At 64.3% G+C, this 13,047-nt stretch carries 14 protein-coding genes and 1 tRNA gene; 7 read left to right on the top strand and 8 right to left on the bottom strand.

The genetic code is table 11. From position 1 onward, the window contains the following. Nucleotides 1-220 precede the first annotated feature (220 nt). From idi to CXY77_RS13900, 3 genes are all read right to left on the bottom strand, one after another. Nucleotides 221-778, bottom strand: a complete 558-nt coding sequence (gene idi / locus CXY77_RS13890) for an isopentenyl-diphosphate Delta-isomerase (protein WP_233197413.1) — start codon at nucleotides 776-778, stop codon at nucleotides 221-223. A 324-nt stretch (nucleotides 779-1,102) separates the two neighbouring features. Next, complete coding sequence (locus tag CXY77_RS13895) at nucleotides 1,103-1,288, bottom strand: hypothetical protein (RefSeq protein WP_092341479.1); 186 nt, start codon at nucleotides 1,286-1,288, stop codon at nucleotides 1,103-1,105. 208 nt (nucleotides 1,289-1,496) lie between these two features. After that, nucleotides 1,497-2,216, bottom strand: a complete 720-nt coding sequence (locus CXY77_RS13900; protein WP_255410035.1) for a phosphocholine cytidylyltransferase family protein — start codon at nucleotides 2,214-2,216, stop codon at nucleotides 1,497-1,499. Between the two features lie 641 nt (nucleotides 2,217-2,857). On the opposite strand from CXY77_RS13900, the gene CXY77_RS20700 reads away from it, so the two are divergent. Genes CXY77_RS20700 through CXY77_RS13915 form a run of 3 tightly spaced genes read left to right on the top strand, consistent with a single transcriptional unit; the run spans nucleotide 2,858 to nucleotide 5,815 of the window. Then, a complete protein-coding gene (locus CXY77_RS20700; protein WP_369827298.1) occupies nucleotides 2,858-3,955 on the top strand; it encodes an ABC transporter ATP-binding protein in 1,098 nt (365 codons plus the stop codon). Beyond that, nucleotides 3,931-5,505, top strand: a complete 1,575-nt coding sequence (locus tag CXY77_RS13910; protein WP_104089231.1) for a hypothetical protein — start codon at nucleotides 3,931-3,933, stop codon at nucleotides 5,503-5,505. The genes CXY77_RS20700 and CXY77_RS13910 overlap by 25 nt, the downstream gene beginning before the upstream one ends. 25 nt (nucleotides 5,506-5,530) lie before the next feature. After that, nucleotides 5,531-5,815, top strand: a complete 285-nt coding sequence (locus tag CXY77_RS13915; protein ID WP_092341477.1) for a DUF3039 domain-containing protein — start codon at nucleotides 5,531-5,533, stop codon at nucleotides 5,813-5,815. Nucleotides 5,816-5,823: 8 nt separating this feature from the next. On the opposite strand, the gene CXY77_RS13920 is transcribed toward CXY77_RS13915, so the two are convergent. Further along, the gene (locus CXY77_RS13920; RefSeq protein ID WP_255410036.1) at nucleotides 5,824-7,185 is read right to left on the bottom strand and encodes a nicotinate phosphoribosyltransferase; all 1,362 of its coding nucleotides are present in this window, start codon (nucleotides 7,183-7,185) and stop codon (nucleotides 5,824-5,826) included. A 42-nt stretch (nucleotides 7,186-7,227) separates the two neighbouring features. Between CXY77_RS13920 and murI the strand changes: the two genes are divergently transcribed. The 4 genes from murI (at nucleotide 7,228) to CXY77_RS13940 (ending at nucleotide 10,421) form a co-directional block, all read left to right on the top strand. Further along, nucleotides 7,228-8,097: a glutamate racemase gene (gene murI, locus CXY77_RS13925; protein WP_104130315.1), complete on the top strand. Its 870-nt coding sequence runs from the start codon at nucleotides 7,228-7,230 to the stop codon at nucleotides 8,095-8,097. A 9-nt stretch (nucleotides 8,098-8,106) separates the two neighbouring features. Further along, a complete protein-coding gene (gene rph, locus CXY77_RS13930; RefSeq protein ID WP_092341476.1) occupies nucleotides 8,107-8,841 on the top strand; it encodes a ribonuclease PH in 735 nt (244 codons plus the stop codon). Then, nucleotides 8,841-9,437: an RdgB/HAM1 family non-canonical purine NTP pyrophosphatase gene (gene rdgB, locus CXY77_RS13935; RefSeq protein ID WP_092341533.1), complete on the top strand. Its 597-nt coding sequence runs from the start codon at nucleotides 8,841-8,843 to the stop codon at nucleotides 9,435-9,437. The genes rph and rdgB overlap by 1 nt, the downstream gene beginning before the upstream one ends. A 75-nt stretch (nucleotides 9,438-9,512) precedes the next feature. Then, on the top strand, nucleotides 9,513-10,421 hold the full coding sequence (locus tag CXY77_RS13940; protein ID WP_092341475.1) for a cation diffusion facilitator family transporter: 909 nt from the start codon (nucleotides 9,513-9,515) through the stop codon (nucleotides 10,419-10,421). A 22-nt stretch (nucleotides 10,422-10,443) separates the two neighbouring features. Here the strand turns inward: CXY77_RS13940 and CXY77_RS13945 are convergent, their stop codons facing one another. From CXY77_RS13945 to CXY77_RS13960, 4 genes are all read right to left on the bottom strand, one after another. Beyond that, a complete protein-coding gene (locus CXY77_RS13945; RefSeq protein ID WP_174774970.1) occupies nucleotides 10,444-11,178 on the bottom strand; it encodes a DedA family protein in 735 nt (244 codons plus the stop codon). Between the two features lie 123 nt (nucleotides 11,179-11,301). Then, the gene (locus tag CXY77_RS13950) at nucleotides 11,302-11,979 is read right to left on the bottom strand and encodes a DedA family protein (protein ID WP_092341473.1); all 678 of its coding nucleotides are present in this window, start codon (nucleotides 11,977-11,979) and stop codon (nucleotides 11,302-11,304) included. A 1-nt stretch (nucleotide 11,980) separates the two neighbouring features. Next, nucleotides 11,981-12,062, bottom strand: a tRNA-Leu gene (locus CXY77_RS13955). A 15-nt stretch (nucleotides 12,063-12,077) separates the two neighbouring features. Continuing rightward, the gene (locus CXY77_RS13960) at nucleotides 12,078-13,004 is read right to left on the bottom strand and encodes a LysR family transcriptional regulator (protein ID WP_092341472.1); all 927 of its coding nucleotides are present in this window, start codon (nucleotides 13,002-13,004) and stop codon (nucleotides 12,078-12,080) included. Nucleotides 13,005-13,047: the final 43 nt, after the last annotated feature.

Below are 13,047 nucleotides of genomic sequence, written 5' to 3' on the forward strand. Positions count from 1 at the left end.
CTGTTGACACCGCTTAGAGTTGGGCGCGCCCGACTCGCGCAAAACAGTGGGCGGCCAGGCCGATGTCGATGGTCACCAAAATGATCTCGAGCCAAAGCGTGCAGCGGCGCACTGACCACAACATTGCGGGCAACTCCGGATGCCGATGCAGCGTTCACGTGGCCATTTTCGTCCCGGGCTGACGCTCGCGGGTGAAACAACCGAGTTCGATCGGGCCGAACTAGTCGTGCGGAAAGAGCAGGGGAAGTTGCAGGGTCAGCCAGGGGCTGAACGCCCACGGGGTGGTGCGCACCGCCATCACAAGGTCGTCGCGAGTCACCCACCGCCATTCCATGACCTCGTCGGCACGGGGCTCAACCGTCGAGTACGTGACTGCCGTGAAAACCGGGCATATTTCGTTTTCCACGATTTCCGACGCGTCGACTGCACGGTACCGAAAATCGGGCAAGACCAGGGTGAGTTCGGTCAGCCCGATGCCGAGTTCATGGCCCGCCCGGCGTAGGGCAGCATCCGCCAGGGTTTCACCGGGTGCCGGGTGACCGCAGAAGGAGTTTGTCCACACGCCGGGCCAGGCCTTTTTTATCAGCGCCCGTCTGGTGACCAAAATGCGCCCGTGCTCATCGAATACATGGCAGGAAAAAGCAAGGTGCAGGGGAGTATCGAGGTCATGCACGAGCGCTTTGTCGGCCGTACCGATGGGCGTTCCGTCCTCGGCGACCAACACCACGGTCTCGACCTCTAGAGTGTTGCGGTCGTCGGTCAAGCTATCCTTCGCCACGTCGGTCCATCCTCTGAAAGTCTCCTAGTTCAAATCTACGCCAGCGGCGCGCTCACATTTTTGTTCGATCGTTCTGTCGACCCACTTCGACACCTTCATTCTCTGCCTTGCGTGGAGCGAATCCGGCATCCGCCGGGCAAGCCGAAAGCAAAGACAGACCCTTCGCGGGGCCGACAGCCAAGTTGAGGGTCATGCCCCGAACGGCTGTTTCCAGTATCAACGTCAAGCTGTTTGGAGTCCCTTGGGTTGATTTCTGGCGATTTTCTCGGGCAAATTGATCCCGACGACGCCAGCTCGCGCGGGTGTTTTCGGTTGTGTGCGGAATCATTCCGGGTTCTTCTGGTGGTGGGCGTGTAGTGTGAGCTCACGCTTGAGGTCGGCCTCTCGCCACGCGGTCTCGAACATGTCCACCGCTAGATGGTTGCTCTCGCGCTTCTCGACCCGGAAGCCGACGATCTTGCGAGACCAGATGTCGAAGATCGAGTGGGCCTTGAAGGCTTCCCCCGCCACGGAGTGCGCAGATCGGCAATGTCCCACGACTTATGCCGACGTCGGCATAACACGACCGCACGTGCATGGGTCCCGTCGCGATCAGCACCGGCTTCACTCGGGGCGTCTTGTACCCGCGAAGTGTGGGCACGATGGCAACGGTTAAACCTTTCCAGAACGACAAAACCCCCACGCCGAAGCGTGAGGGTTTTGTCGTGTGGTGTGCCGGTTAGACGAACAAGTTGGCGCGCTCAAGGTCTTCAGCGAAGTCCACCTCGACGGCGTAGAAATCGGAGATGTTCACCGGCTCCACCAGCATTCGGTTCTGCTCGATGGCCAGCTCGATGCCGCGTTCGAAGTAATCCTGGTCGGCCACCTTGCTTAGCTGGCGGATGAGGGTGGCCTTGTCGGCGCTCGACACGTAGTTGATGCCGACGGCTTCGCCGAGGCCGCCCTTGACGGTCTTGGAGAGTTCCTTGATGTAGCCTTCGGCACTCGTGGTGTACTTGACCTCTTCATCGGACACTTTGTCGGTGTTGACGGTGACGAAAGACTGGTCGCGGGCCATCATGGCGGCCGCGCGGTCGAGAATGGCCGGGTCAAAGACGACGTCGCCGTTCATCCAGAGCACTCCGCCGGGCTTCGACGCTTGCAGGGCGCGTAGCAGGCTCTTCGACGTGTTGGTCTGATCGTACTCTTCGTTGTAGACGAAGGAAGCCTGCGGGAATGCTTCGATGATGTGCTCGAGTTTGTACCCGACGACGATCGTGACCTTGGCAGCGTTGCCGAAGGCGTGGTTGATGTTGTCGAACTGCTGCTGCATGATCGTGCGGCCGTCGTTCAGTTCGGTGAGCGGCTTGGGCAGCGAACGCCCAAGGCGGCTGCCCATGCCGGCCGCCAGAATGACAACTTGCGTCTTGACTGCGCGCACTTTTGCCTGCGTCGTCACGATTATCTCCTCAAGAATGGTTGGGGCTACGCCGCAAAACCCACTCAGTTGCGAAGAGTTTGCTTAGGATTCACCCACATGTTCACGTAAAGACACACCGTTATGTCAATCTCACCATAACCTTTTGGGTCGTTCCATAGGAAGAATCTGCTCAGCACGTGTCCATTTCGTGACCCGGCGTGGAGCGTGCTCACAGGTTGAAACGGTGGCTGCGACGTCTTCCGCGCCCCCGGGGCAGCGGTCCTTGGTAGGTTAGCGGAGTGACTTTTGTGCCGCCCCACCCCGAACGTGACGACGAGTCTGTCGCGAACCGCGCAGCCGAGTCGACGGCGCCGCTCGCCGCTAAGCCGTTGGCCAGCAAGCCAGCCATGCGCAAACCAGCCGTGCGCAAGCCAGCCGTGCGCAAACCAGCCGTGCGCAAACCGGCGGTGCGTGAGCCAGCCGTGCGCACGACGGCGACTACCAGGCCAGCTGCTGCCAGGCCTGCTGTTGCCAAGCCGACTGCCGACAAACCGGCAGCGGTGAAGCCTGCTGCCAAGCCTGCGGTGACCAAGGCGGCTACTGTCCGGCCGGCTGCCGGCGTGCGTCAACCAGCAGCGCGCAAACCCGCGGTGCGTAAACCCGCGGTGCTCAAGCCGACCGTGAGCACGTCGACGACGCCGAAGAAACCGACGACGCCGAAATCCCCTGCCGTTGCCGGGTCGGTCAGGCCGAATCAACAGACGCTCGCCGAGAATTCCACCGACGAAACCACGCGGCCCTACGCGACCCGCGATGCGCTCGTCACGATCGAAGCGGAAGCGTCGCTTGCTACGCCGGTGGCACCGCTGCCGGAACCGACCAGCGATCCGGCCGTCCAGACAACGCCCACCACGGACACTCTCAGCACGGCCGCACAGCCAGCCGTGAAGTCCGTTAGCCCCCGAGACGTGAAGCCGACCGTGAAGCCGGCCGCCGATGCGACTTCGATCGTGCAAGCCCCGATCGTCATTGAAGCCGTCGGACTCGTGAAGAGGTACGGTCACAACGTCGCGGTCTCCGATCTCGACCTCAGCGTTCGAGCCGGTTCGTTCTATGGCATCGTCGGGCCGAACGGGGCCGGAAAGACCACGACCCTATCGATGATCACCGGGCTGCTGCGGCCCACCGCCGGAAAAGTCCTGGTCCACGGTATCGACGTCTGGGCCCGGCCCAATGAGGCCAAGCGCGTGATGGGCGTTCTGCCCGACCGACTTCGCCTCTTTGACCGCCTCACCGGCGCACAACTCCTCTATTACGCGGGCACCCTGCGCGGCCTCGACAACGACACCGTGCGCGCCCGCTCGGCCGACCTGGCAGCAGCGTTCGGCCTCGAGGACGCCCTTAACCGTCTGGTCGCCGACTACTCCGCCGGAATGACCAAGAAGATCGCCCTCGCCTGCGCCATGATTCATTCCCCGCGTGTGCTCGTGCTCGACGAGCCGTTCGAGTCGGTCGACCCGGTTTCCGCGGTCAACGTCACCGAGATTTTGCAGAAGTACGTCGCCGCCGGCGGAACCGTCGTGCTGTCCAGCCATGGCATGGACCTGATCCAGCGCGTCTGTGATCACGTTGCCATCATCGTGCAGGGCCGTGTCCTGGCGGCGGGAACCGTCGACGAGGTGCGTGGAGAGAAGACGCTGGAAGATCGGTTCGTCGAACTCGCCGGCGGGCGCAAGGTCGCGGAGGGCATGGAATGGTTGCACAATTTTTCGGACTGAAACTCCGGCTGCTCGCCAACCTGTTCCGTCGTAGTCCTTGGCAGGTCGTCGGCCTCGTCGTCGGACTGCTCTACGGCCTCGGCGTCGCCATCACAATTTTCGTTGCGCTGATCGCCCTGCGGTTCGTCGGAGACCCCGCACTCATTCGTGATTCGCTTATTGTGGCCGGATCGGCCGTGGCGCTGGGCTTTCTGGTCATCCCGATCGTGGTCGGCATCGACGACAGCATGGACCCACGCAAGTTTGCGTTCCTCGGAATTTCCAACCGTTCATTGTCGCTCGGTCTAGCCGGCTCGGCGCTGATCGGCGTTCCGGCACTCACCCTTTCGATCGTGCTGCTCGGCACCGTTTTCACCTGGTCGCGCGGCATCGGACAGACCCTGCTCGCTCTGGTATCCGCCGCGCTGATCCTCGCGACCTGCATTCTGCTGTCGCGGGTGAGCGCATCCCTGGCAGCCTTCCTCCTGTCGACCAGACGCTCGCGGGAGTTTACCGGCATGATCGGTGTCGTCCTGCTGGTCGTGATTTCTCCACTCGTTGTGGTGCTGCTCAGCACGGACTGGGGTCGCCATGGCCGTGGCCTGCTGGCCACCCTCGCCACGATTTTGGGCTGGACGCCGCTCGGCGCAGCGTGGGCTGCTCCAGGGGATGCCTCCACAGGCGCCTGGGGCGCTGCCATTCTCAAGCTGCTCATCGCTGCGGTTTCTGCCTACACCCTGTGGCTCATTTGGCAGCTCGTCGTTGCCCGCATGCTGGTCTCGCCTGGCCGTGAGGCCGCGGCGAAAAAGTACTCAGGGCTGGGCTGGTTCGACCGGTTGCCGCACAGTTCCGTTGGCGCGATCGCCGCACGCACCTTCACCTATTGGGCGCGCGACTCGCGGTATTGGGTGTCGCTGATCATGATTCCGATCGTTCCGATCATCGCGATCCTGCCGCTGAGTATCGTCGGCGTGCCGCTGCACTACCTCGCTCTCGTGCCAGTGCCGCTCATGTGCATTTTTCTCGGCTGGACCATGCACAACGACGTTGCCTACGACAGCACGGCCATCTGGCTGCACGTGGCTTCCGGAACGCGCGGCCTGGCCGACCGTATCGGCCGGCTCGTTCCCGCGCTCGTCATGGGCATCCTGCTCATCGGTATTGGCTCGGCCATCAGTATTTCGTTCTACGGAGACTGGTCGGTGTTGCCGTCAATGCTGGGGGTGAGCACGTGCATCCTCTTGGCTGGTTTGGGTTTCTCCAGCTATACGTCCACCCGCTTTCCGTACCCGGTGACCAAACCCGGTGACAGCCCGTTCGCCCAGCCGCAGGCCTCAGAAACCGCTTCGGCGCTGGTGCAGTCGCTGACCTTCACCGGATCGATCGTGGTGGCGCTGCCCGCGCTCATCTTCGCCTACCTCGGAATCTTCGAGGATCCGGCCTGGCATCTGCGCGCGCTCGGCGCGGGCCTTGGCCTCGGCCTCCTCGCCGTGGTCGTGGGAATCTGGGTCGGATCTCGCGCCTTCGACCGGCGCGGTCCGGAGATGCTCGCCTCCGCCCAGCGCGCCTGACCGGCCGACTGCTTAGACTGTTCTCATGACTGAAATTCGTGCGAGCATTGCAGAACCCGGCCAGCCCGGCGGCGGAACGTCCACGCTCGACCGTGAGCTCGAAGAACTCCTGAACCAGGAGCAGATCGAGCCCGGCGATCACGAACGGTTCTCGCACTACGTCCCGAAAGACAAGATTCTCGAATCTGCCATTTCGGGCAAGCCGGTCAAAGCCCTGTGCGGCAAGAAATGGCTACCGGGCCGTGACCCGGAGAAGTTTCCGGTGTGCCCGACCTGCAAGGCCATCTACGAGAAGATGAAGGCCAAGTAGCTCCGCGGCTAGCGGTATGAGGTGGGAATAACGGCTTCGCCGCGCCCCAATCGAAAAGCCTCGATTGGCAGTTCCTGCATAACGGATGCGTTGTGTGCGCGTGCGCGCAGCGTTCCGGCTGCTCCCAGGTACCGTTCGTCGACACGGCCGTCCTGGATCAGCGGAACCAGCAGCGCCCGCTCCAGGCCGCTGCCGGAGTCGGACGGGCTACCGGGGCCGTCGCCGAGCAGCACGATTTCTTCCTGGGCGGTCCCGACGGCATCCACTCGGCGGAGTGCATTCTTGCGGCCGCCGATGGAGAGCTTTGCGGTCGACGTTTTCGCGACGGAGATCCAGTCGTCGCCGTGGCCCTTGTGCGCGACCAGCTTGTAGACCAGGCCGGCGGCCGGTTCGCCCGACCCGGTGACGACGGAGGTACCGACGCCGAAGGCGTCCACCGGACTGGCGGACAGGGCCGCGATGGCGAATTCGTCGAGGTCGCTGGTGACCGTGATCTTCGTGTTGACCGCGCCGAGTGCGTCGAGCTGCGCGCGTGCTGCGGCAACGACGGTGGGCAGATCGCCAGAGTCGATGCGAATCGAGCCGAGGTCCGGCCCCGCGATCTTGACCGCCAGGGCGATGCCGGCCGGTACATCGTAGGTGTCAACGAGAAGTGTCGTGGCGGAACCAAAGGCATCCACTTGCGCCTGGAACGCTTCCTCCTCGCTGTCGTGCAGCAAAATGAACGAGTGGGCCGCGGTACCCATGGTCGGCAGACCCCACTGGCGGCCGGCCTCCAGATTGCTGGTCGATGCGAAGCCGGCGATGAAAGCGGCGCGGGCGGCGGCGACCGCCGAGTGCTCGTTGGTGCGCCGGGATCCCATCTCGGCGATCGGGCGGCCCAGGCTCACCGAGACCATGCGCGCGGCGGCGCTGGCAACGGAGATGTCGTAGTTGAGCACACTGAGAATGAGGGTCTCCAGAATGACGCCCTCGGCGAAGGTGCTCTCCACCAGTAGGAGGGGCGATCCGGGAAAATAGGCTTCACCCTCTTGGTAGCCCCAGACATTACCGCTGAAGGAATAATCGGCCAGATAGTCGAGGGTGGGAGTGCGTACGACCGAGTTCTCGGCGAGCCAGGTCAGCTCGTCGGTGTCGAAGCGAAACTGACGAATCAGCTCGAGCAGGCGACCGGTGCCGGCAACGATGCCGTAGCGGCGACCGGCTGGCAGGCGGCGGGCGAAGGCCTCGAACATGCAGGCACGATCGGCGGTGCCGCTCTGGATGGCGGCATCCACCATCGTGAGCTCGTACCGATCGGTGCGCAGTGCTGGTGTGAGGCCGGCTGGGCCACGGTGTGCTGGAGCGAGGAACGCGGGGGACGGGGTCACCCGGCACAGCTTATCCGCTTGGTCGGGCTAGGCTTGATCACCGTGACGGATGCACCGATTGGTATTTTCGATTCCGGAGTGGGCGGCCTGACCGTCGCCCGGGCGATCAAGGACCAGTTACCCAACGAATCCATTCTGTATATCGGTGACACGGCCCACTCGCCGTACGGGCCGAAGAAGATCGCCGACGTGCGGGGATTCGCCCTCGCTGTGCTCGACGATCTCGTGGCGCACGACGTGAAACTGCTCGTGATCGCCTGCAACACCGCGTCAGCAGCGATGCTGCGGGATGCCCGCGAACGTTACAGCGTGCCCGTGATCGAGGTTATTCAGCCCGCTGTGCGCCGCGCCGTCGCCACCACTCGCAACCAGCGCGTGGGGGTCATCGGCACCCTCGGCACCGTCAACTCGCGCGCCTACAACGATGCCTTTGCCGCCGCGCCCCAGATCACCCTGTTTAGCCAGGCCTGCCCGCGCTTCGTCGAGTTCGTCGAGGCCGGAGTCACGACCGGTGACGAGGTACTCGCCGTCGCCGAGGAATACCTCGCGCCGCTCCGCGCAGCGCAGGTCGACACCCTCGTGCTCGGCTGCACCCACTATCCCTTTCTGCGCGGCGCCATCTCCTACGTGATGGGGGAGGGCGTCACCCTCGTCTCAAGCGACACCGAAACGGCCAATGACGTCTATCGGGTGCTCGTGAGCCAAGGCCTGGAACGTTCACGCACCAGTCCGCCCAGCTACCGGTACGAGGCCACCGGCGACAGCGCCGAGGACTTTCTGGCCCTCGCCCATCGCCTGATCGGGCCGGAGGTCAGCCGGGTCGACCTGATCGAGACCGGCACGCTCAACCTCGCCGACCTGGCAGCAGCCAGTGGCCTGCCCCCACAGTCCCCACTACACCCGAAACATTAGGAGTACACCGTGACCGAAACCCTGCGCGCCGACGGGCGCAGCAACGACGAACTGCGCCCGATCACGATCGAGCGTGGCTGGAGCGACCAGGCCGAAGGATCGGCCTTGATCTCCTACGGCCGCACCAAGGTGCTCTGCACCGCGTCGTTCACCAATGGCGTTCCGCGCTGGATGAGCGGCAAGGGCAAGGGCTGGGTCACCGCTGAGTACTCGATGCTGCCGCGTTCGACCAACAGCCGCATGGACCGCGAATCGGTCAAGGGCAAGATCGGCGGTCGCACCCACGAGATCAGCCGCCTGATCGGCCGCAGCCTGCGCGCCGTCGTTGACATGAAGGCGCTCGGCGAGAACACCCTCGTGCTCGACTGCGACGTTCTTCAGGCCGATGGCGGGACCCGCACCGCAGCCATTACCGGCGCCTACGTAGCCCTCGCCGACGCCCTCGAGTGGGGACGCACCAAGAAGTTCATCTCGCAGAAGGCGCAGCCGCTCATCGACAGTGTCTCGGCCGTGTCCGTCGGCATCATCGGCGGGGTGCCCATGCTCGACCTCGCTTACACCGAAGACGTGCGCGCCGACACCGACATGAACGTCGTCGTCACCGGGCGCGGCAAGTTCGTCGAGGTGCAGGGTACCGCCGAGGCTGCGCCGTTCGACCGCAGCGAGCTCGACACTCTGCTCGACCTCGCACTGAAGGGCGCCGTCACCTTGACCGAATTCCAGACCAGCGCGCTGGCGAGCTGATCGTGCAGATCGTTCTGGCCACCCACAACGCCCATAAGGTCGAGGAACTTCGGCGCATTCTGGCCCCGCAACTTCCCGGTGTGGAGGTGCTCGCCTATGACGGCCCCGAACCGGTCGAGGACGGCATCAGCTTCACCGAAAACGCCCTGATCAAGGCTCGTGCCGCCGCAGCGCACACCGGACTGCCGGCGATCGCTGACGACTCGGGCATCTGCGTCGACATTCTCGGCGGCGCACCCGGAATCTTCTCGGCGCGTTGGTCGGGGCCAGCCAAGGACGCCGGCGAGAACCTGCGCCTGCTGCTCTGGCAGCTTAGTGACGTGTCCGAGGAACACCGCGACGCCCACTTCACCTGTGTGGCCGCCCTCGCCCTGCCCGACGGTACCGAGCGGGCCGTGACCGGCGAATGGCCGGGGCAGCTTCTGTTCGAACCGGCCGGCGCCAACGGGTTCGGCTACGACCCGATCTTTCTGCCCGAGGGCTACGCCATTTCGGCCGCCGAGTTGTCGGCCCACGTGAAGAACCAGGTCAGTCATCGGGCGATCGCGTTGGAGGGTCTCGTACCGGTGCTGCGCGAGGTGCTCGGTCAGGCCTAGCGTGCTGAGAACGGCATTCATTCCCAACTAGCCCAGCGGCTGGCGACCGGCCCCTCCCCGCCCTAATCTTGAGCCATGGGCCACGATCACGCGCACGGCACCGGCTCGAACAGGCGGCGACTGACCCTCGCCATCGGCATCGTGGCGTCCGTGCTGCTGCTCGAAGTGATCGGTGCCGCTCTGACCGGATCGCTCGCGCTGCTGGCCGATGCTGGCCACATGCTCTCCGACCTGTTCGGTCTCATCGTCGCTCTGACCGCTACCGTGGTCGCGGCACGTCCGGCGACCGACCGGGCCACCTTTGGCTTTCAACGGGCCGAGGTGTTCGGCGCGCTGATCAACGGTCTGATTCTGCTCGGCGTGGCCGGCGCCGTTTCGGTCGCCGCGATCGCGCGTCTCATTAGTCCGAGCGAGAGCGCGGTGCTGCCCACTCCCATGCTCATCGTCGCCATCATCGGGCTGGCGGCGAACATCGCCGGAATAATGCTGCTGCGCCCGGCGGCCGCTGGGTCGATCAACATGCGCGGCGCCTACCTCGAGGTACTCGGGGACGCGCTCGGGTCGGTCGCCGTGATCGTCGCGGCCATCGTCATCCTCCTGACCGGTTTTACCGGGGCGGATGCCGTCGCCTCGCTGGTCATCGCCGCCATGATCGTGCCGCGCGCCTTTGTGCTGCTTCGTGACGTGGTGCGCGTGTTCAGCCAATCGACGCCGGCCGACACCGATATTTGCGAGATTCGACGCCATCTCCTCGGCACTGCCGGTGTGGTCGCCGTGCACGATGTGCATGTCTGGGCCATCACCAGCGGAGCCCATGTGTTCACCGCACACATTGTCGTGGAGGCGACGGTGCTCGCACGCGGCACTGACGCTCTGCTCGATGAGCTGTCCGGATGCCTCAGCACACACTTCGACGTCGCACACTCGACGTTTCAGCTGGAACCAACCGAGCACGCCGAGCACGAAGACCACCAGCACCGTTGAATTTGCTGGAGCCCTGAGCCGATCAGCCCTCGTGGCGCCCGTTGTGGTTGGTCTTGAACGTCTCGGGGTCGAGCAGGTGGCTGCCGGTCTCGCTCGTGGGCTGGCCGCGCAGCCGGCGGGCCTTCACGACGGACTGCACGTAGTGGTACACCGTGGGGATGAGGGTGACGACCACTGCGCCGAGCAGGATCAGGTCGATGTACTTCGTGACGAATTCGGCCACCGGTGGAATGTAGCCCAGGAAGTATCCGCCGAAGGTGAGGCCGGCCCCCCAGAGCAGTGCGCCGATCAAGTTGTATAGGGTGTATTTACGGTAGTCCATGTGGCCGACGCCGGCGGCGACCGGTGCGAAAGTGCGCACGATCGGAACGAACCGGGCGACGATGACGGCGACGCCGCCGAATCGCACGAAGAATGCGTTCGTGCGGTCTACGTTCTTGATGCTGAACAGGCCGGATTCCTTGCGTTCAAAGACGCGGGGACCGAATTTATGCCCGATCAGATAGCCCACCTCACCGCCGAGGAAGGCCGCGAAGCCGATTGCCAGCGCCACCCACCAGATGTCGATCCGGATGACGCCGGCGGCGGGAAAGGCGAGCAGTCCGGTGATGACCAGCAGGGTGTCGCCCGGCAGCAGAAACCCGACCAGGAGGCCGGTCTCGGCAAAGACGATCGCGCAGACGACGAGCAGGGCCCAGGGGCCGGCCGACTCGATGATGTGCGTCGGGTCGAGCCAGGGAATCAGTGCGGTGTGAATCACGCGGGGAACTCCAGTCGGCGGGGGGCAGACGTTCGGGTAACGACGGCGGATGCCGAGACACAGGGTATCGCCTCATGGTGAGAAAATGCCGGGCTGCCACCCCCTGAAACAGGGGGTAGGTCAGCCGACTGGGGGGCTGATTTCGAGGTCTCTGGCCGTGGCATCCGCTTTACGCTGGGCGCGGTCGATGCGCCAGGTGCGAAACCCGACCACGATCGACGCCGTGATGAGCACGCCAGCGATAATGTACGCCGCACTCTTGACGCCGGGGATCGTCGCCGCGTAATAGCCGGTGAGGGTGAGCCCGACGCCCCAGGATAGCGCTCCGAGCAGATTGCTGGTGAGAAATTTGTAGTAATTCATGCGGCCGACGCCGGCGACCACCGGAACGAAGACCCGAGCCCACGGCATGAATCGGGCGATGACCACGGACCACCAGCCGAACTTGCGGTAGAAGGATTCGGTTTTGATGATCGCGGCCTGGGTGCGTCGACCGCCGTGACGTTCGAGGTAGCCGCGCCCGTAGTGACGACCGAGCAGAAACCCGACCTGGTCGCCGAGGAACGCCGCGATGCCGGTGCCGATGACCAGGATCACGATGTTGATGTTGCCCGTGGAAGCGGCCACGAGGCCGGAACCGAACAACAGCGAGTCACCGGTGATGAACGGAATGAACACGCCCAGAAAAAGTGCTGTTCCGGCGAAGACCAGACCCCAAATGAGCAGGTAGAAAAGAACGGCGCCCGTATGTGAGAGTACGTCGTTCAACGTGCTGTCGAGTGCTGAAATAGGGACCATGTGCGGGAGAGGGGACTTGAACCCCCACGCTCGAAAGCACAGGAACCTAAATCCTGCGTGTCTGCCAATTCCACCACTCCCGCGGGTGTGTTCCTAGTCTAGATGGTGGGGTCGTTGCCGAGCAGCGCTGCCGCATAGGACTCCATCTGGGCGCGGAGCGCAGCGACGAGCGCCGCCACCGCCGGCAGCCGCAGTGACTCGGTGCGGAGGACCATCCAGTACGGCAATCGTTCCTGAAAATCTTCCGGCAGCAGGCGCACTAGATCACTGTGCTGATCGGCCATGAAGCAGGGTAGGAATCCGATTCCGGCGCCGGCCCTGGTTCCCTCGACGTGCACGAACACGTTGGTGGAGCTGAGCGACTCCCGCATCTGCGGGACGAGCCGCCGGGGGGCGTCGAGGTCGTCGACCTGAAGCATCGAATCCACAAAATAGACCAGCGGATGCTCGGTCAGCTCGGCGATGGTGGTCGGTGTGCCGTGGGTCTTCAGGTACTGGCGTGAGGCGTACATTCCGAGGTTGTAGTAGCCGAGCAGAATGGACTCGGCCCGGTGCACCTGGGGTTCACCGACGACGATCTCGATGTCCAGCCCCGAACGGTGCTGCAGGGCGCGGCGGGTGACGGTGACGATTTCTACCCGCAACAGCGGATGCCGTCGCTGCAGGGTTGCCACGGCCGGAGCCGCGATGTAAGCGCTGAAGCCGTCCGTCGCCGACATGCGCACCACGCCGGAGATCTGTTGGGCTTCACTGTCGGAGCCACGCAGCAGGGTGACGGCGGATTCCACTCCCTCGGCCGCGGTGCGTGCGCGTTCTCCGAGCTCGGTCAGCTCCCAGCCGCCGACGGCGCGCGCCAGCAGACGACCGTCGAGGGCCTTTTCGAGGGCCGCGATGCGCCGCGACACGGTGGTGTGGTTCAGGCCCAGGCCCTCCGCCGCGGTGGTGAACCGGCCGGTGCGGGCGACGGCCAGAAAGATGAGCAGATCGTCGGGATTGGGAGCGGTACCTATCGCTGGAAAGGTCATATCTGCAATTATGCACACGCGTTCTGTCGTTTTGGCTCTTGTT

Source organism: Cryobacterium sp. N21 (assembly GCF_002929575.1).
Taxonomy (GTDB): Bacteria; Actinomycetota; Actinomycetes; order Actinomycetales; family Microbacteriaceae; genus Cryobacterium; species Cryobacterium flavum.

Excerpts from the sequence above, each read along its gene's own strand:
- CXY77_RS13910 (WP_104089231.1), top strand. The coding sequence starts at position 3,931 with ATGGTTGCACAATTTTTCGGACTGAAACTCCGGCTGCTCGCCAACCTG.
- CXY77_RS13915 (WP_092341477.1), top strand. The coding sequence starts at position 5,531 with ATGACTGAAATTCGTGCGAGCATTGCAGAACCCGGCCAGCCCGGCGGC.
- CXY77_RS13940 (WP_092341475.1), top strand. The coding sequence starts at position 9,513 with ATGGGCCACGATCACGCGCACGGCACCGGCTCGAACAGGCGGCGACTG.
- CXY77_RS13950 (WP_092341473.1), bottom strand. The coding sequence starts at position 11,979 with ATGGTCCCTATTTCAGCACTCGACAGCACGTTGAACGACGTACTCTCA.
- CXY77_RS13960 (WP_092341472.1), bottom strand. The coding sequence starts at position 13,004 with ATGACCTTTCCAGCGATAGGTACCGCTCCCAATCCCGACGATCTGCTC.